Origin of the sequence: Streptomyces sp. NPDC021080, assembly GCF_044333225.1 — a bacterium.
GTDB lineage: Bacteria > Actinomycetota > Actinomycetes > Streptomycetales > Streptomycetaceae > Streptomyces.
The window spans coordinates 76,279-93,986 of sequence record NZ_JBIRQM010000006.1 but is presented as its reverse complement, the minus strand read 5'-3'; the positions used below and the strand labels follow the sequence as shown (position 1 = coordinate 93,986).

Sequence of the window (17,708 nt, the reverse complement as noted above, 5' to 3'; positions counted from 1 at the left end):
GTCCGCGACACGTGTACGATCGCGCCCTTGAACTACTGCTGAAGCAGATCTGAACTCTTATCTCTGAGGGGGGACTTGAGTGGATACGTCCACGTCCGGGGGCGGTAGGCACAGACGCCGTATACGGATCGCCGTCCCGGTCGCCGCGGCGGGCCTCGCCGCGGTGGTCGCCGGTGCGCTTCTGATGTCGTCCGCGAACGCCGCGCCCAGCACGACGCCGCCGACTCCGACCGTGCGGCCCGCCCACTCGACGCCGTCCCTGGCCGAGCTGGAGAAGCGGGTGGCGGGCGCCGTCGCCAGTGACGACGTCGCGGGCCGGACGACCCAGAAGGCGTCCCTGAGCGCCGGCACGAACACGGCGAAGGTCGACCCGAAGATCATCGGCGGTACCACGACCACCATCTCCACGGCCCCGTGGATGGCGCAGCTCTGGTACTACGACGACAAGGGCACCACCAGCGAGGCCGACGACTTCGGCTTCTTCTGCGGTGGCTCCGTCGTGTCGCCGACGAAGATCCTCACCGCCGCGCACTGCGTCAAGGGCTACGACTGGAAGGCCAACGGCGCGGTCGTCACCGGAACCGCCCAGCTCGCGAGCGGCAGCACGCTGCCGTCGGGCGCCACGGTCAGCGCTCCCTGGCGCCAGTGGAACCACCCGTCGTACAACTCGACGACCATCGACAACGACATCGCGGTCATCACGCTGGCGAACCCCGTGAGCGCCAAGCCGATCAGCATGACGACGTCCGGTGACACCACGTCGTACGCGTCCGGCACCAAGGCCACGCTCTACGGCTGGGGCCGTACCTCGTCCACCACGCAGGACATCTCCGAGACGTTGAAGACGGCCACGCTGCCGATCAACTCGGACACCACCTGCAAGACCACGTACGGCACCGACTTCGTCGCGGGCCACATGGTCTGCGCGGGAACCAAGGCGACCGGCTCCGACGCCGGCACCACCACGGCCTGCAACGGCGACTCGGGCGGCCCGCTGATCGTGGGCGGCCGCATCGTCGGTGTCGTGTCCTGGGGTGTCGAGGACTGTGTCGCGGCGGGCGCGTACAGCGTCTTCTCGAAGGTCAGCACCTACGTCGGCGCCGCCTACCCGCGCGTCGAGGACACCAACCTGAGCGGCGACCACAAGGCCGACCTGTGGGTCCGTAACTCGTCGACCAAGACGGGTTACTCGAAGAACTCCAACGGCACCTCGTTCGCCGCGCGCGTGACGTGGGGCAACTGGAACGGCGTCAACTCCGTCGTCCAGGCGGACCTGAACCGTGACGGCTACCAGGACCTCGTGGTGCGCGACAGCACCAGCGGCGACGTCTTCTGGATGCACTACGTGAAGTCGGTCGACGACTGGTCGACCGACAGGATCTTCACCAACTGGAAGACCCGCACCCGGATCATCGCCCCCGGCGACATCACCGGCGACGGTCTGCCCGACATGCTCTCCGTCGACTCGGCGGGTGCGATGTGGGAGTACCCGGGCAAGGGCAACGGCACCTTCTCGGCCCGTATCCAGGTCCGCACCGGCTGGAACCAGTACAACTCCATCCGCGCCCACGGCGACTTCACCGGTGACGGCAAGGCCGACCTGCTCGCCCGTCAGTCGGGCAGCGACGACCTGTACCTGTACAAGGGCACCGGCAAGACCGGCTCCGAGGCGTTCTCCTCGCGGATCAAGGTGCGCAGCGCCTGGACCGGCTACAACGCCTTCGACGCGGTCGGCGACATCACCGGCGACGGCAAGGCCGACTTCCTGGCCCGCACCCCCGGCGGCACGCTCTACCTGTACCCGGGGACCGGAAAGGCCACCAGCGAGATCTTCGCCACGAGGATCTCGGTCGGTACCGATTTCAAGCAGTACGACATCTTCGGCTGACATCGCAGGTGAGCGGGGTTCTCCCCGCTCGGCCGGACACACAAGGTGCCCACCGCGTCACGCGGTGGGCACTGTGCGTCGCGCAACCCTTTCCCGAGTTTCCCCGTCTGACCGTACGGAGCGACCATGGAGCGGTACGCCTCGTCACGACCAGATGGGCCTGGCCCTGAAAGCAGGGGGTAACCGACCGCGCAGGAGACCGAGGAGCCATATGCCCGCCGAGAGCACGCCGGAGCCCGTCATACCGGGCGACCCCGGCGACAGCACCCCGCCCCGCGCGAAGGAAAGCCGCCGCAAGGCCCGCAGCACACGGCGCAAGGCCCTGATCGTCACGGCCTGGACCGCGGCGGGTGTCGTGGCGCTGGGCGGTGCCGGAGCCGGCTATCTGTTCTTCAAGCTCAACGGCAACCTCAAGAGCGTCGACATCAACCAGGCGCTCGGCAGCCACCGGCCCCTGAAGATCGACAACGGCTCGCAGAACATCCTCGTCCTCGGTTCCGACACCCGTTCCGGCACCAACAAGAAGCTGGGCGGCGGCGCCGACGACGGCACCGCCCGCTCGGACACCGCGATGATCGTCCACGTGTACAAGGGCCACAAGAGGGCCAGCGTGGTCTCCGTCCCCCGCGACACCCTCGTCGAGCGGCCCTCCTGCACCGACTCCAAGGGCACCGTCCACGGCGCGGCCTCCGGCGCGATGTTCAATTCCGCGTACGCGACCGGCGGCGCCGCCTGCGCGGTGAAGACCGTCGAGTCCATGACCGGCATCCGCATGGACCACTACATCGAGATCGACTTCAGCGGCTTCCAGAAGCTGATCGACGACCTCGGCGGCGTCACGATCACCACGACCAGGGCCATCTCCGACCACGAGAGCCATCTGCGGCTGTCCGCCGGATCGCACGATCTGAACGGCAAGCAGGCGCTCGGCCTGGTCCGCACCCGGCACGGCGTCGGCGACGGTTCCGACCTGGGCCGCATCCAGCTCCAGCAGGCGTTCATGAAGGCCCTCGTCGACCGGGTCAAGCACATCGGGCTCCTGTCCAACCCGAAAAGGCTGTACGACCTCGCCGACACCGCGACCAAGGCGGTGACCACCGACTCCGACATCGGCAGCGTCACCGACCTCGCCTCCTTCGCGGGCGGCCTCAAGGGCATCGGCTCGTCCCACATGACCATGGTGACCATGCCGGTCCAGTACGACCCCGCCGACGCCAACCGGGTCCTGGTCGACAAGCCCAAGGCCGAGCTGGTCTGGAAGGCGCTCAAGGCCGACCGGGCGATCCCGAAGGCCGCCACCGAGGGAACCGCCACCGGCACCGCGAAGGGCGTCGTCAGCCCCGGCTGAGCCCCCGCCGACCCCTGTCGGGGCCCGTGCCGGCCTCGCGCCGACCCCCGCCGGGGCCCCGTGCGGGCCTCGCGCCGGCCCCGGGGAATAGAACGCCGCGTCCCCCCGTTTTGGGGGATACGGCCAGTGCTGGCAAACTGGTACGTCGGCCCCGGTTCACGCATCCGCATCCAGCGGCGGCGACCCGGCGCCCTCCCGAAACTAGGAGACACCTTGAAGCGCGACATCCACCCCGAGTACGTCGAGACGCAGGTCAGCTGCACCTGTGGCGCGTCGTTCACCACCCGCAGCACGATCTCCAGCGGAACCATCCGCGCCGAGGTCTGCTCCGAGTGCCACCCGTTCTACACGGGCAAGCAGAAGATCCTCGACACCGGTGGCCGTGTGGCCCGCTTCGAGGCCCGCTTCGGCAAGGCTGCCGCTGCCAGCAAGTAGCGAGCCCACAGCGCCGGTCTTCGGTGTTCCCTGCACGGGGGACGCCGGGACCGGCGCTTTGCGGTCCACCCCCTCCCCGGGCTCTCGACACGTTCGAGCAGGGGAACCCCACGCCGTACCTACGTTCCCGAGCCCTTCACCCGGCCGGGGACAGTCCATTGGAGCCGGAGATGTTCGAGGCGGTCGAGGAACTGATCGGCGAGCACGCCGATCTGGAGAAGAAGCTCGCTGACCCGTCGGTCCACGCCGACCAGGCCAACGCGCGCAAGCTCAACAAGCGCTACGCCGAGCTGACCCCGATCGTCGCGACGTACCGCTCCTGGAAGCAGACCGGGGACGACATCGGCACGGCCAAGGAGTTCGCCGCCGACGACCCCGACTTCGCCGCCGAGGTCAAGGAACTGGAGAAGCAGCGCGAGGAGCTCACCGAGAAGCTCCGGCTGCTGCTCGTCCCGCGCGACCCGAGCGACGACAAGGACGTCATCCTGGAGATCAAGGCGGGCGCCGGCGGCGACGAGTCCGCCCTGTTCGCCGGTGACCTGCTGCGCATGTACCTGCGCTACGCCGAGCGCATCGGCTGGAAGACCGAGATCATCGACTCCACCGAGTCCGAGCTCGGCGGCTACAAGGACGTCCAGGTCGCCGTGAAGACCAAGGGCGGCCAGGGCGCGACCGAGCCCGGCCAGGGCGTCTGGGCCCGGATGAAGTACGAGGGCGGCGTGCACCGGGTGCAGCGCGTGCCCTCCACCGAGTCGCAGGGCCGGATCCACACCTCCGCCGCCGGTGTCCTGGTCACGCCCGAGGCCGAGGAGGTCGAGGTCGAGATCCACGCGAACGATCTCCGTATCGACGTCTACCGCTCCTCGGGCCCCGGCGGGCAGTCCGTCAACACGACCGACTCCGCGGTGCGCATCACGCACATTCCCACCGGAGTCGTCGCTTCCTGCCAGAACGAGAAGAGCCAGCTGCAGAACAAGGAGCAGGCGATGCGTATCCTGCGCTCCAGGCTCCTCGCGGCGGCGCAGGAGGAAGCGGAGCGGGAAGCCTCCGACGTCCGCCGCAGCCAGGTCCGCACGGTCGACCGCTCCGAGAAGATCCGTACGTACAACTTCCCGGAGAATCGCATCTCGGACCACCGCGTCGGCTTCAAGGCGTACAACTTGGACCAGGTCCTCGACGGTGAGCTCGACGCCGTCATCCAGGCCTGCGTCGACGCGGACTCGGCCGCCAAGCTCGCCGCCGCATAACCACGACAACAGCTCAGCCCCGGAGGACCAGCGTGAACCTGCTGCTCGCGGAAGTGGCCCAGGCCACCCAGCGGCTGGCCGACGCCGGCGTGCCCTCGCCGCGCAACGACGCGGAGGAGCTCGCCGCCTTCGTGCACGGCGTGAAGCGGGGCGAGCTGCACACCGTCAAGGACGCGGACTTCGACGCCCGCTACTGGGAGGTGACCGCGCGCCGCGAGGCCCGCGAACCGCTCCAGCACATCACCGGGCACGCCTACTTCCGCTACCTCGAACTCCAGGTGGGGCCCGGCGTCTTCGTGCCCCGCCCGGAGACCGAGTCGGTCGTCGGCTGGGCCATAGACGCCGTCCGCGCGATGGACGTCGTCGAACCGCTGATCGTCGACCTGTGCACCGGCTCGGGCGCCATCGCGCTCGCCCTCGCCCAGGAGGTCCCGCGCTCCCGCGTGCACGCCGTGGAGCTGTCCGAGGACGCCCTTAGGTGGACGCGCAAGAACGTCGAGGGGTCCAGGGTCGACCTGCGCCAGGGAGACGCCCTCACGGCCTTCCCCGACCTCGACGGCCAGGTGAACCTGGTGATCTCCAACCCTCCGTACATCCCGCTCACCGAATGGGAGTACGTGGCTCCGGAGGCCCGGGACTACGACCCCGAGCTCGCCCTCTTCTCCGGCGAGGACGGACTCGACCTCATCCGCGGCATCGAGCGCACCGCGCACCGGCTGCTGCGCCCCGGCGGCGTCGTCGTCATCGAGCACGCCGACACCCAGGGCGGACAGGTGCCCTGGATCTTCACCGAGGAGCGGGGCTGGGCCGACGCGGCCGACCACCCGGACCTCAACAACCGGCCGCGGTTCGCGACCGCCCGCAAGGCGATGCCGTGAGCGCGGCCCACGCGGCCAGGGCGCGAGGCGCCCTCGCGCGCCCGTGCACGGCGTTCGCCCGCATCGCGTTTCTTCGCACCCCCAGCCAGCAGTACGTGTATGAGGAGGCCCGCTAAATGGCACGGCGATACGACACCAACGACGCGACCGACCGCACCACAGGTCTGCGTGAGGCGGCGTCCGCCGTCCGCCGTGGCGAACTGGTGGTCCTCCCCACCGACACCGTCTACGGCATCGGCGCCGACGCGTTCACCTCCGAGGCCGTCGCCGACCTGCTCGACGCCAAGGGCCGGGGCCGCAACATGCCCACCCCCGTCCTCATCGGCTCCCCGAACACCCTGCACGGCCTCGTCACGGACTTCTCCGAGATGGCCTGGGAGCTCGTCGACGCGTTCTGGCCGGGCGCCCTGACCCTCGTCGCCAAGCACCAGCCGTCCCTCCAGTGGGACCTGGGGGACACCCGGGGCACGGTGGCGATCCGTATGCCGCTGCACCCCGTCGCCATCGAACTGCTCACCGAGGTCGGCCCGATGGCCGTCTCCTCCGCCAACCTCACCGGCCACCCCGCGCCGGAGGACTGCGACGCCGCGCAGGGCATGCTCGGCGACTCCGTCTCGGTCTACCTGGACGGCGGCCCGACCCCCGGCAACGTGCCCTCCTCGATCGTCGACGTCACCGGCAAGGTGCCCGTCCTGCTGCGCGCGGGCGCACTGTCGGCGGAGGAGCTCCGGAAGGTCGTACCCGACCTCGAGGTGGCGAATTGACAGCCCCCGAGCCCTCCGGGCTCCCGGCTCGGCCCGAGCAGGGAGCGCCCCCATGCGTGGCATAGGCACGCCGATCACCGGGCCCGGCGGATCGCCGGCCGGGTCCTTCCGCATCCTCCATGTCAGCACCGGCAACGTGTGCCGCTCGCCGATCACCGAGCGGCTGACCCGGCACGCCCTGGCGGACCGGCTGGGCGACCCCCTGTGGGGCGGCCTCATCGTGGAGAGCGCCGGCACCTGGGGCCACGAGGGCGCGCCGATGGAGGCCAACGCCGCGACCGTCCTGACCGACTTCGGCGCGGATCCCTCCGGCTTCGTCGGGCGTGAACTGCTCGACGACCACGTCATCCGCGCCGACCTGGTCCTGACGGCCACCCGCGACCACCGTGCCCAGGTCATCTCCATGGGCCACTCCGCCGGCCTGCGCACCTTCACGCTGAAGGAGTTCACCCGGCTGGTCCGCGCGATAGACACCGCGACCCTGCCGCCGCTCCAGGACGGCGTGGTCGAACGCGCCGTCGCCCTGGTGCGGGCCGCCGCGGCGCTGCGCGGCTGGCTGCTGGCCCCGACCGCGGAGGCCGACGAGGTCTACGACCCCTACGGAGCGCCCCTGCCGTTCTTCCGGTCCATCGGGGACGAGATCAACGAGGCACTGGATCCGGTCGTCACCGCTCTGACGGGGGTACCCGCCCGGACGTGACACCGGGCGTGGCGCCGGTCCCGGTCCTACATTGGACGTAAGCGTCCCCCCGCAGATGTCCGGAGCCCACCATGCCGGTCGCCACCATGCCCGAAGCGGATGTCCTGAGCCGTCAGGACCCGGAGCTCGCCGAGATCCTGCGCGGTGAGCTGGACCGGCAGTCGACCACGCTGCAGCTGATCGCGGCCGAGAACTTCACCTCGCCCGCCGTGCTGGCCGCGCTCGGCTCGCCGCTGGCGAACAAGTACGCGGAGGGCTATCCCGGCGCCCGCCACCACGGCGGCTGCGAGATCGTCGACGTCGCCGAGCGGATCGCCGTCGACCGCGCCAAGGCCCTCTTCGGCGCCGATCACGCCAACGTGCAGTCCCACTCCGGCAGTTCGGCCGTCCTGGCCGCGTACGCCGCCCTGCTGCGCCCCGGTGACACCGTGCTGGCGATGGGCCTGCCCTTCGGCGGCCATCTCACCCACGGGTCGCCCGCGAACTTCTCCGGCCGCTGGTTCGACTTCGTCGGCTACGGCGTCGAGGCGGAGTCGGGACTGATCGACTACGAGCAGGTGCGGACCCTGGCCCGCGCCCGCCGCCCCAAGGCCGTCGTCTGCGGGTCGATCTCGTATCCCCGGCACATCGACTACGCGCTGTTCCGGGAGATCGCCGACGAGGTCGGCGCCTATCTCATCGCGGACGCCGCCCACACCGTCGGGCTCGTCGCGGGGGGAGCGGCGCCGAACCCGGTGCCGTACGCCGATGTCGTGTGCGCCACCACGCACAAGGTGCTCAGGGGGCCGCGCGGCGGCATGGTCCTGTGCGGCGGCGAACTGGCCGAGCGGGTCGACCGGGCCGTCTTCCCGTTCACCCAGGGCGGCGCGCAGATGAACACGATCGCGGCCAAGGCGGTCGCGTTCGGCGAGGCGGCGACCCCGGCCTTCACGGCGTACGCGCATCAGGTGACCGCCAACGCGCGGGTGCTGGCCGCGGGGCTCGAGGCGGAGGGGCTCGCGGTCACCACGGGCGGCACCGACACCCATCTGCTGGTCGCGGATCCGGCGCCGCTCGGGGTCGAGGGGCGCATCGCGCGCGGCCGGCTGGCCGCCGCCGGTATGGTCCTCGACACCTGTGCGCTGCCTCACGGAGACGCCCGCGGCCTGCGGCTCGGCACCGCGGCACTGACCACCCAGGGGATGGGCGAGCCGGAGATGGCACGGGTCGCGGCCCTGTTCGCGGGCGTGCTGCGGGGCGAGATCGACGGCCGGGCGGCACGGGACGAGGTGCGGGAACTGACCGGCAGATTTCCGCCCTATCCGGACTGACCGGGGGTACGCGTACCCGACTGCACAGCCACACGTGCAACCATCGTCGCTACCCGAAAGTCCTCAACCATATGCGTGCATCGCTAGGGTGTGGGGCTGTGATGGCCAGCGAGACCTGTGGGGAAGCCCGTGCGTGAATACCTGCTGACGCTCTGCATCACGGCCGCGGTGACGTATCTGCTGACAGGGCCGGTACGGAAATTCGCGATCGTGGCCGGAGCCATGCCGGAAATCCGGGCGCGCGACGTGCACCGCGAACCCACGCCGCGGCTCGGCGGCATCGCGATGTTCTTCGGGTTGTGCGCCGGTCTGCTGGTCGCCGACCACCTGAAGAACCTCAACGCGGTCTTCTCGAACTCCAACGAGCCGCGCGCCCTGCTCTCCGGCGCCGCGCTGATCTGGCTGATCGGTGTGCTGGACGACAAGTTCGAGATCGACGCCCTGATCAAGCTGGGCGGCCAGATGATCGCCGCCGGTGTGATGGTCATGCAGGGTCTGACGATCCTGTGGCTGCCGATCCCCGGGGTCGGCCTGGTCGCGCTGACCCAGTGGCAGGGCACGCTGCTGACGGTGGCGCTCGTCGTCATCACCATCAACGCGGTCAACTTCGTGGACGGTCTCGACGGACTGGCCGCCGGCATGGTGTGCATCGCGTCCGCCGCGTTCTTCCTGTACGCCTACCGGATCTGGTACTCGTACGGCATCGAGGCCGCCGCCCCGGCGACGCTGTTCGCGGCGATCCTGATGGGGATGTGCCTGGGCTTCCTGCCGCACAACATGCACCCCGCGCGGATCTTCATGGGCGACTCCGGCTCGATGCTCATCGGACTGGTGCTGGCCGCCGGCGCGATCTCCATCACCGGGCAGATCGACCCCGACGTGATGAACCTGTTCTCCGGTTCCGAGCGCAACACGGTGCACCAGACGGTGCCGGTGTTCATCCCGCTGCTGCTGCCGCTGACGATCATCGCGATCCCGGCCGCCGACCTGGTGCTCGCCATCGTCAGGCGCACCTGGCGCGGGCAGTCGCCGTTCGCCGCCGACCGGGGGCATCTGCACCACCGCCTCCTGGAGGTCGGGCACTCGCACAGCCGCGCGGTGCTGATCATGTACTTCTGGTCGGCGCTGATCGCCTTCGGCGCCCTCGCGTACTCGGTCAACTCCGGGGCCATGTGGAGCGTGCTCGCCATCGCGGCGCTCAGCGCCGTCGGTCTCGTGCTGCTCCTGCTGCCGCGCTTCACCCCGCGGGCCCCGCGCTGGGCCGAGCACCTCCTGCCGCCGCGCTACCGCCGTCGCAGGGCCGCCGCGGCGGCCGCCCGGGACGGGGCGCCCGTGACCCACGAGGCGGCCTCTGCGGGCGAGCCGGACGGGGCGCGTGAGCACGGTGCTCCGGCGGTCGCGGGAGTCTCAGGAGTCAATGGAGCGACGGCGATCGGTACCCGTCCGCGACTTCTGGACCGGCGCGAGGCCGAGTCCTCGCGCTGAGTCGAAGGTAAGAATCTGACTAACACGTGACCAAAACGTGGGGTAGTAAAGCCGCCCAATACCAGACAAACGGGCGCTTGAAATGCACAGACGCGCAGCTTCACTCTCATGTGTGACAGTCGGCACACCAACCAGGTAAAGACCTCATCAAATAGTTTGTGATACGGTTCACGAGAACCCAGGGCAGAGCCGAAGGACCCCTGAACGACGGTCCTTTGGCGTGAGGTTCTCTCTCAGCCCGGGACTACGCTCGTCCATGACGACACGCCCCCCTTAGCAAGCGGAGTTGCCGCCATGCCGTCCAATGACGCCCGGATCCTCCTTCAGGCCGCTGTACCCACAGCTGCCGTCGGCGCGATTGCCGCCGTCGTCAGCGGTGTGGTCGCCGGCGGCAAGGGAGCGCTCGGGGCGGTCGTCGCGACGCTGGTGGTCGTTCTCTTCATGGGACTCGGCCTCTACGTCCTGCAGCGCACTGCCAAATCGCTTCCGCACTTGTTCCAGGCGATGGGGCTCTTGCTCTACACGGCGCAGATTCTTCTGCTCTTCATCTTTGTCGCCGTGTTCAAGAACACCTCGCTGTTCAATCCCAAGTCCTTCGCGCTCACCCTGGTCGTCACCACCCTCGTGTGGATCGGCGCACAGGCGCGTGCCCATATGAAGGCCAAGATCCTCTACGTCGAACCCGACTCCTCGAAGGCCGAAAAGCCCGAGAACAAGGGTCATTCGTCGTGAGGGGTAGGGCCGGGATAAGTGCACGCAGGAGATCCTGCTATCGTCCGGTGCCAACTGCGGCATCGCGGGCGCGGGCATCTGAGCTGACGCCTGTTCGATCGCGAGGCTTGATGCCCCTCTGCCGCCCCCACATCCGTAACACCAGTCCAGTGCCGAACCGCGGCTGCGCGCCGCGCCGACACAACGAGGTTGCCGTACCTATGCGCCACGCTGAAGGAGCCCGCGGTGAGTGCTGACCCGACGCAGGTGCTCGCTTTCGAGACCGACTGCCACATCTTCGAGAACAACGGTTGTGGCTTCCCGGCACCCGGCCTGCACTCGTTCCTGTTCGAGCCCCTCTGGGGCAACGGGGACAGCAACGTGTACTTCAACAAGACGATGCTCCTGGCGCTGCTCGGCTCGCTCGTCGTCGTCGCCTTCTTCTGGGCCGCCTTCCGCAAGCCGAAGGTCGTCCCGGGCAAGCTGCAGATGGTCGCCGAGACCGGCTACGACTTCATCCGCCGCGGCGTCGTCTACGAGACGATCGGCAAGAAGGAAGGCGAGAAGTACGTCCCGCTGGTCGTCTCGCTGTTCTTCTTCATCTGGATGATGAACCTCTGGTCGATCATTCCGGTCGCCCAGTTCCCGGTCACGGCGATCATCTCGTACCCCGCGGTACTGGCCGGCATCGTCTACATCGTCTGGGTGTCCCTGACGTTCAAGCGCCACGGATTCGTCGGAGCGTTCAAGAACTTCAGCGGCTACGACAAGTCGCTCGGCCCGGTTCTCCCGCTGGCCATGTTCATCGAGCTGCTCTCGAACCTGATCGTCCGGCCGTTCACGCACGCGGTGCGACTCTTCGCGAACATGTTCGCGGGCCACACGCTGCTGCTGCTGTTCACGATCGCCACCTGGTACCTGCTCAACGGCTGGGGCATCGCCTACTCGGGCGTCTCCTTCGTCATGGTCATCGTCATGACGGCCTTCGAGCTGTTCATCCAGGCCCTGCAGGCGTACGTGTTCGTGCTGCTGACCTGCACCTTCATCCAGGGCGCGCTGGCCGAGCACCACTGAGCGGCGCCCCTCCCCCGACCCCTCAGTCGTCCGGTGGCCAACCCCCACCGGTCCGTAAAGAAAAGGAAGAACTGGCATGTCCCAGACCCTTGCCGCTGTCTCCGGCTCGCTCGGCTCGATCGGTTACGGCCTCGCGGCCATCGGCCCCGGCGTCGGCGTCGGCATCATCTTCGGTAACGGCACCCAGGCTCTCGCCCGTCAGCCCGAGGCCGCCGGTCTGATCCGCGCCAACCAGATCCTCGGCTTCGCCTTCTGTGAGGCGCTCGCCCTCATCGGTCTGGTCATGCCGTTCGTCTACGGCACCTGATCCACCCGATCAGCGACAGCCCACTAGACGAAAGGCACTGACATGAGCCACCTGCTCATTCTGGCGGCCGAGGAGAAGGAAAATCCCCTCATCCCGCCGATCCCCGAGCTTGTCATCGGCCTGCTCGCCTTCGTCATCGTCTTCGGCTTCCTGGCCTGGAAGCTGCTCCCGAACATCAACAAGGTTCTGGAGCAGCGCCGCGAGGCCATCGAGGGCGGTATCGAAAAGGCCGAGGCCGCGCAGACCGAGGCCCAGAGCGTTCTCGAGCAGTACAAGGCTCAGCTCGCCGAGGCCCGTCACGAGGCCGCGCGCCTGCGCCAGGACGCTCAGGAACAGGGCGCCACGCTCATCGCCGAGATGCGCGCGGAAGGCCAGCGGCAGCGCGACGAGATCGTCGCCGCCGGTCACACGCAGATCGAGGCCGACCGCAAGGCCGCCGCTCAGTCGCTGCGTCAGGACGTCGGCACGCTTGCCACCGACCTGGCCGGCAAGCTCGTCGGCGAGTCCCTCGAGGACCACGCCCGCCAGAGCCGCGTCATCGACCGCTTCCTCTCCGAGCTTGAGGAGAAGGCCGAGGCGGCTCGATGACTGCACACGGAGCGAGCCGCGAGGCAACCGCAGCCGCACGTGAGCGTCTCGACGCGCTGACGGACTCGACGTCCGTGGACGCGGCCCGGCTCGCCGACGAGCTGGCCGCGGTCACCGCGCTGCTCCACCGCGAGGTGTCGCTGCGTCGGGTCCTCACCGACCCGGCGCAGCCCGGCGAGGCCAAGGCCGAGCTGGTCCAGCGTCTGCTGGGCACCCAGGTGGGCGGCAGCGCCGCCGACCTGGTCTCCGGCATGGTGCGTTCCCGCTGGTCGCAGCCCCGCGACCTGGTGGACGCCCTCGAGGAGCTCACCGCCACCGCCGACCTCACGGCGGCGCAGCGGACGGGCACGCTCGACGACGTCGAGGACGAGCTGTTCCGCTTCGGCCGGATCGTCGCCTCGAACACCGAGCTGCGCGCCGCGCTGACCGACCGGGCCGCCACCACGGCGGCCAAGAGCGAGCTGCTGCGCAGCCTGCTCGGCGGCCGGACCGCGGCGACGACCGAGCGTCTGGTGACGCGCCTCGTGACCGCGCCGCGCGGACGTAGCCTGGAAGCGGGACTCGAGTCCCTGTCCAAGCTCGCCGCCGAGCGTCGCGACCGCATGGTCGCCGTGGTCACCTCCGCGGTGCCGCTGAGCGACGGACAGAAGCAGCGCCTCGGCGCCGCTCTGGCCAAGCTCTACGGCCGCTCGATGCACCTCAACCTCGACGTGGACCCCGATGTCCTCGGCGGGATCCGGGTGCAGGTCGGCGACGAGGTCATCAACGGCTCCATCGCGGACCGTCTCGAGGACGCCGCCCGCCGCATGGCGAGCTAGTAATCACACAAGCAGTACGCAATTACGGCCCTGGTTGGGCCGTGCAGAGGATTCACCTCTCATCGGGGGGAGTCCCCCATCCCCCCAAAGTGAAACTTCGGGCCCAACAAGGAGAGCAGGGAACCCAGATGGCGGAGCTCACGATCCGGCCGGAGGAGATCCGGGACGCACTGGAGAACTTTGTCCAGTCGTACCAGCCGGACGCGGCCTCGCGCGAGGAGGTCGGTACGGTCACCGTCGCCGGCGACGGTATCGCCAAGATCGAGGGTCTTCCCTCGGCCATGGCGAACGAGCTGCTGAAGTTCGAGGACGGAACCCTCGGCCTCGCGCTGAACCTGGAAGAGCGCGAGATCGGTGCGGTCATCCTCGGCGAGTTCAGCGGTATCGAAGAGGGCCAGCCGGTGCAGCGCACCGGTGAGGTGCTGTCCGTCGCCGTGGGCGAGGGCTACCTCGGCCGCGTCGTCGACCCGCTCGGCAACCCGATCGACGGCCTCGGCGAGATCGAGACGTCCGGCCGCCGCGCCCTCGAGCTGCAGGCCCCCGGCGTCATGGTCCGCAAGTCGGTCCACGAGCCGATGGAGACGGGCTACAAGGCCGTCGACGCGATGACCCCGATCGGCCGCGGCCAGCGTCAGCTGATCATCGGCGACCGTCAGACCGGCAAGACCGCGCTGGCCGTCGACACGATCATCAACCAGCGCGACAACTGGCGCTCGGGCGACACCAAGAAGCAGGTCCGCTGCATCTACGTCGCCATCGGCCAGAAGGGTTCGACCATCGCCTCCGTGCGTGGCGCCCTCGAAGAGGCCGGCGCGCTGGAGTACACGACCATCGTCGCCGCCCCGGCGTCCGACCCGGCCGGCTTCAAGTACCTTGCGCCGTACACCGGTTCGGCCATCGGCCAGCAGTGGATGTACGAGGGCAAGCACGTCCTCATCATCTTCGACGACCTCTCGAAGCAGGCCGACGCCTACCGCGCCGTGTCCCTGCTGCTCCGCCGCCCGCCGGGCCGCGAGGCCTACCCGGGTGACGTCTTCTACCTGCACTCCCGTCTGCTGGAGCGCTGCGCGAAGCTCTCCGACGACCTGGGCGCCGGTTCGATGACGGGTCTGCCGATCGTCGAGACCAAGGCGAACGACGTGTCGGCGTTCATCCCGACCAACGTCATCTCCATCACCGACGGCCAGTGCTTCCTGGAGTCGGACCTGTTCAACGCCGGTCAGCGCCCCGCGCTGAACGTCGGTATCTCCGTCTCCCGAGTCGGTGGTTCCGCGCAGCACAAGGCGATGAAGCAGGTCTCCGGCCGTCTGCGCCTCGACCTGGCCCAGTACCGCGAGCTGGAGGCGTTCGCCGCCTTCGGTTCCGACCTGGACGCCGCGTCGAAGTCGCAGCTGGAGCGCGGTCAGCGCCTGGTCGAGCTGCTCAAGCAGGCTCAGTACCAGCCGATGCCGACCGAGGACCAGGTCGTCTCCGTGTGGTCCGCGACCACCGGCAAGATGGACGACGTCCCGGTCGCCGACATCCGCCGCTTCGAGAAGGAGCTCCTGGAGTACCTGCACCGCAAGGAGCAGGGCCTCATGACCTCCATCAAGGAGGGCGGCAAGATGTCCGACGACACGCTCACCGCCGTCGCGGACGCCATCGTCGACTTCAAGAAGCAGTTCGAGACCTCGGACGGGAAGCTTCTCGGCGAGGACGCTCCGGCCGCCGCCAAGTGACGTAAGGAAGGGACCTGACTCATGGGAGCCCAGCTCCGGGTCTACAAGCGTCGCATCCGATCCGTCACCGCGACCAAGAAGATCACCAAGGCGATGGAGATGATCGCCGCCTCGCGCGTCGTCAAGGCGCAGCGCAAGGTGGCGGCCTCCACGCCGTACGCGACCGAGCTCACCCGCGCGGTCACGGCGGTCGGCACCGGCTCGAACACCAAGCACCCGCTGACCACGGAGGCGGAGACGGCGACCCGTTCCGCGGTGCTGCTCCTCACGAGCGACCGCGGACTGGCCGGCGCCTTCAACTCCAACGCCATCAAGGCGGCGGAGCAGCTGACCGCCCGTCTTGAGGCCGAGGGCAAGCAGGTCGACACGTACATCGTCGGCCGCCGCGGTCTGGCCCACTACAACTTCCGCGAGCGCAAGGTCGTGGAATCGTGGTCGGGCTTCACCGACGAGCCCACCTACGCGGACGCGAAGAAGGTCGCGGGTCCGCTCATCGAGGCCATCGAGAAGGAGACGGCGGACGGCGGCGTGGACGAACTCCACATCGTCTACACCGAGTTCGTCTCGATGATGACGCAGACGGCCATCGACGGCCGGCTGCTGCCGCTTCGCCTCGAAGAGGTGGCGGAGGAAGCGCCCGAGGGCGAGATCCTTCCGCTGTACGAGTTCGAGCCGTCGGCGGAGGACGTCCTTGACGCCCTTCTGCCGCGCTACGTCGAGAGCCGTATCTACAACGCGCTGCTCCAGTCGGCTGCCTCCAAGCACGCCGCCACGCGCCGCGCGATGAAGTCGGCGACCGACAACGCGGGAGACCTGATCACCACGCTCTCCCGACTTGCCAATGCGGCCCGCCAGGCCGAAATCACCCAGGAAATCAGCGAGATCGTCGGTGGCTCCGCAGCCCTTGCCGACGCGACCGCGGGGAGTGACAAGTAATGACGACGACTTCTGAGACGGCCGTTGCCACGGGCCGCGTCGCCCGGGTCATCGGCCCGGTCGTCGACGTGGAGTTCCCCGTCGACGCGATGCCGGACATCTACAACGCCCTTCACGTCGAGGTGGCCGACCCGGCCAACGCCGGCGAGAAGAAGACGCTGACCCTGGAAGTCGCCCAGCACCTGGGTGACGGCCTGGTCCGTACGATCTCCATGCAGCCGACCGACGGTCTGGTCCGCCAGGCCGCCGTCACCGACACGGGCACGGGCATCTCCGTCCCGGTCGGCGACTTCACCAAGGGCAAGGTGTTCAACACCCTCGGTGAGGTGCTGAACTCGGACGAGAAGTACTCGGGCGAGCGCTGGTCCATCCACCGCAAGGCCCCGCGCTTCGACGAGCTCGAGTCGAAGACCGAGATGTTCGAGACCGGCGTCAAGGTCATCGACCTTCTCACCCCGTACGTCAAGGGTGGAAAGATCGGTCTGTTCGGTGGTGCCGGCGTCGGCAAGACGGTGCTCATCCAGGAGATGATCTACCGCGTCGCCAACAACCACGACGGTGTCTCCGTGTTCGCCGGTGTCGGCGAGCGCACCCGTGAGGGCAACGACCTCATCGAGGAGATGTCGGACTCGGGCGTCATCGACAAGACCGCCCTTGTCTTCGGCCAGATGGACGAGCCCCCGGGCACCCGTCTGCGCGTGGCCCTCGCGGGTCTGACCATGGCGGAGTACTTCCGCGATGTGCAGAAGCAGGACGTGCTGTTCTTCATCGACAACATCTTCCGCTTCACGCAGGCCGGTTCCGAGGTCTCGACCCTGCTCGGCCGTATGCCCTCCGCGGTGGGTTACCAGCCGAACCTGGCCGACGAGATGGGTCTCCTCCAGGAGCGCATCACCTCGACCCGTGGTCACTCGATCACCTCGATGCAGGCGATCTACGTCCCCGCGGACGACCTGACCGACCCGGCCCCGGCCACCACGTTCGCCCACCTCGACGCGACGACGGTTCTCTCCCGTCCGATCTCCGAGAAGGGCATCTACCCGGCCGTGGACCCGCTGGACTCCACGTCCCGCATCCTGGACCCCCGCTACATCGCGGCGGACCACTACGCGGCCGCGATGCGCGTCAAGTCGGTTCTCCAGAAGTACAAGGACCTTCAGGACATCATCGCGATCCTCGGTATCGACGAGCTGGGCGAGGAGGACAAGCTCACCGTCCACCGCGCCCGTCGCGTGGAGCGCTTCCTGTCCCAGAACACCCACGTCGCCAAGCAGTTCACCGGCGTCGACGGGTCGGACGTCCCGCTGGACGAGTCGATCGCGGCCTTCAACGCGATCATCGACGGTGAGTACGACCACTTCCCGGAGCAGGCGTTCTTCCTCTGCGGTGGCATTGAGGACCTCAAGGCCAACGCCAAGGAGCTCGGCGTCTCCTGAACCTCGTGTTCTTGAGGAGGGGGCGGGGCCGCACCTCGCGGGGTGCGGTCCTTCCCCCTCCGTAC

Annotated in this window: 17 protein-coding genes; all 17 read left to right on the top strand. The window is 68.8% G+C overall.

Annotation, left to right across the window (positions count from 1 at the left end; translation table 11 throughout):
* Positions 1 to 184 precede the first annotated feature (184 nt).
* The 17 genes from ACH4S8_RS16205 to atpD all read left to right on the top strand — a co-directional run bounded on the left by ACH4S8_RS16205 (position 185) and on the right by atpD (position 17,643).
* Entirely contained in the window at positions 185 to 1,888 is a 1,704-nt protein-coding gene (locus ACH4S8_RS16205; protein WP_398394276.1) for a trypsin-like serine protease, read from the top strand.
* Positions 1,889 to 2,099: 211 nt separating this feature from the next.
* The gene (locus ACH4S8_RS16200; protein ID WP_398394274.1) at positions 2,100 to 3,236 is read left to right on the top strand and encodes an LCP family protein; all 1,137 of its coding nucleotides are present in this window, start codon (positions 2,100 to 2,102) and stop codon (positions 3,234 to 3,236) included.
* A gap of 213 nt (positions 3,237 to 3,449) precedes the next feature.
* Positions 3,450 to 3,671 (top strand): 50S ribosomal protein L31, encoded by a 222-nt coding sequence (gene rpmE, locus ACH4S8_RS16195; RefSeq protein ID WP_037624960.1) that lies wholly within the window; start codon positions 3,450 to 3,452, stop codon positions 3,669 to 3,671.
* 170 nt (positions 3,672 to 3,841) lie between these two features.
* The gene (gene prfA / locus ACH4S8_RS16190; RefSeq protein WP_398394271.1) at positions 3,842 to 4,918 is read left to right on the top strand and encodes a peptide chain release factor 1; all 1,077 of its coding nucleotides are present in this window, start codon (positions 3,842 to 3,844) and stop codon (positions 4,916 to 4,918) included.
* 32 nt (positions 4,919 to 4,950) lie between these two features.
* The gene (gene prmC / locus ACH4S8_RS16185) at positions 4,951 to 5,796 is read left to right on the top strand and encodes a peptide chain release factor N(5)-glutamine methyltransferase (RefSeq protein ID WP_398394269.1); all 846 of its coding nucleotides are present in this window, start codon (positions 4,951 to 4,953) and stop codon (positions 5,794 to 5,796) included.
* Between the two features lie 116 nt (positions 5,797 to 5,912).
* Complete coding sequence (locus ACH4S8_RS16180) at positions 5,913 to 6,560, top strand: L-threonylcarbamoyladenylate synthase (protein WP_103550972.1); 648 nt, start codon at positions 5,913 to 5,915, stop codon at positions 6,558 to 6,560.
* 52 nt (positions 6,561 to 6,612) lie between these two features.
* Positions 6,613 to 7,260 (top strand): protein-tyrosine-phosphatase, encoded by a 648-nt coding sequence (locus ACH4S8_RS16175; RefSeq protein WP_398394266.1) that lies wholly within the window; start codon positions 6,613 to 6,615, stop codon positions 7,258 to 7,260.
* Positions 7,261 to 7,346: 86 nt separating this feature from the next.
* Positions 7,347 to 8,570: a serine hydroxymethyltransferase gene (gene glyA, locus ACH4S8_RS16170; protein WP_398394264.1), complete on the top strand. Its 1,224-nt coding sequence runs from the start codon at positions 7,347 to 7,349 to the stop codon at positions 8,568 to 8,570.
* 129 nt (positions 8,571 to 8,699) lie between these two features.
* Entirely contained in the window at positions 8,700 to 10,055 is a 1,356-nt protein-coding gene (locus ACH4S8_RS16165) for an MraY family glycosyltransferase (protein ID WP_398394263.1), read from the top strand.
* A 294-nt stretch (positions 10,056 to 10,349) separates the two neighbouring features.
* Positions 10,350 to 10,787 (top strand): hypothetical protein, encoded by a 438-nt coding sequence (locus tag ACH4S8_RS16160; RefSeq protein ID WP_387707861.1) that lies wholly within the window; start codon positions 10,350 to 10,352, stop codon positions 10,785 to 10,787.
* A 225-nt stretch (positions 10,788 to 11,012) separates the two neighbouring features.
* Positions 11,013 to 11,840, top strand: coding sequence for a F0F1 ATP synthase subunit A (atpB, locus tag ACH4S8_RS16155; RefSeq protein ID WP_398394260.1), 828 nt, complete (start codon positions 11,013 to 11,015; stop codon positions 11,838 to 11,840).
* Positions 11,841 to 11,916: 76 nt separating this feature from the next.
* Positions 11,917 to 12,147 (top strand): ATP synthase F0 subunit C, encoded by a 231-nt coding sequence (atpE, locus tag ACH4S8_RS16150; RefSeq protein WP_028804225.1) that lies wholly within the window; start codon positions 11,917 to 11,919, stop codon positions 12,145 to 12,147.
* A 42-nt stretch (positions 12,148 to 12,189) separates the two neighbouring features.
* Entirely contained in the window at positions 12,190 to 12,735 is a 546-nt protein-coding gene (locus ACH4S8_RS16145) for a F0F1 ATP synthase subunit B (protein ID WP_037624943.1), read from the top strand.
* The gene (locus ACH4S8_RS16140; RefSeq protein WP_398394257.1) at positions 12,732 to 13,553 is read left to right on the top strand and encodes a F0F1 ATP synthase subunit delta; all 822 of its coding nucleotides are present in this window, start codon (positions 12,732 to 12,734) and stop codon (positions 13,551 to 13,553) included. Before ACH4S8_RS16145 ends, ACH4S8_RS16140 begins: the two co-directional genes overlap by 4 nt.
* Before the next feature lie 128 nt (positions 13,554 to 13,681).
* Positions 13,682 to 15,271, top strand: coding sequence for a F0F1 ATP synthase subunit alpha (gene atpA / locus ACH4S8_RS16135; protein ID WP_398394255.1), 1,590 nt, complete (start codon positions 13,682 to 13,684; stop codon positions 15,269 to 15,271).
* Between the two features lie 21 nt (positions 15,272 to 15,292).
* Positions 15,293 to 16,207 carry a F0F1 ATP synthase subunit gamma gene (locus ACH4S8_RS16130; RefSeq protein ID WP_398394253.1) on the top strand — a complete coding sequence of 305 codons (915 nt, stop codon included), beginning with the start codon at positions 15,293 to 15,295 and terminating at the stop codon, positions 16,205 to 16,207.
* On the top strand, positions 16,207 to 17,643 hold the full coding sequence (atpD, locus tag ACH4S8_RS16125; RefSeq protein ID WP_388782852.1) for a F0F1 ATP synthase subunit beta: 1,437 nt from the start codon (positions 16,207 to 16,209) through the stop codon (positions 17,641 to 17,643). Before ACH4S8_RS16130 ends, atpD begins: the two co-directional genes overlap by 1 nt.
* Positions 17,644 to 17,708 lie beyond the last annotated feature (65 nt).

Excerpts from the sequence above, each read along its gene's own strand:
- ACH4S8_RS16180 (WP_103550972.1), top strand. The coding sequence starts at position 5,913 with ATGGCACGGCGATACGACACCAACGACGCGACCGACCGCACCACAGGT.
- ACH4S8_RS16130 (WP_398394253.1), top strand. The coding sequence starts at position 15,293 with ATGGGAGCCCAGCTCCGGGTCTACAAGCGTCGCATCCGATCCGTCACC.
- ACH4S8_RS16160 (WP_387707861.1), top strand. The coding sequence starts at position 10,350 with ATGCCGTCCAATGACGCCCGGATCCTCCTTCAGGCCGCTGTACCCACA.
- ACH4S8_RS16145 (WP_037624943.1), top strand. The coding sequence starts at position 12,190 with ATGAGCCACCTGCTCATTCTGGCGGCCGAGGAGAAGGAAAATCCCCTC.
- glyA (WP_398394264.1), top strand. The coding sequence starts at position 7,347 with ATGCCCGAAGCGGATGTCCTGAGCCGTCAGGACCCGGAGCTCGCCGAG.
- atpD (WP_388782852.1), top strand. The coding sequence starts at position 16,207 with ATGACGACGACTTCTGAGACGGCCGTTGCCACGGGCCGCGTCGCCCGG.
- ACH4S8_RS16175 (WP_398394266.1), top strand. The coding sequence starts at position 6,613 with ATGCGTGGCATAGGCACGCCGATCACCGGGCCCGGCGGATCGCCGGCC.
- ACH4S8_RS16200 (WP_398394274.1), top strand. The coding sequence starts at position 2,100 with ATGCCCGCCGAGAGCACGCCGGAGCCCGTCATACCGGGCGACCCCGGC.
- ACH4S8_RS16205 (WP_398394276.1), top strand. The coding sequence starts at position 185 with ATGTCGTCCGCGAACGCCGCGCCCAGCACGACGCCGCCGACTCCGACC.
- atpE (WP_028804225.1), top strand. The coding sequence starts at position 11,917 with ATGTCCCAGACCCTTGCCGCTGTCTCCGGCTCGCTCGGCTCGATCGGT.
- prfA (WP_398394271.1), top strand. The coding sequence starts at position 3,842 with ATGTTCGAGGCGGTCGAGGAACTGATCGGCGAGCACGCCGATCTGGAG.
- ACH4S8_RS16140 (WP_398394257.1), top strand. The coding sequence starts at position 12,732 with ATGACTGCACACGGAGCGAGCCGCGAGGCAACCGCAGCCGCACGTGAG.
- atpA (WP_398394255.1), top strand. The coding sequence starts at position 13,682 with ATGGCGGAGCTCACGATCCGGCCGGAGGAGATCCGGGACGCACTGGAG.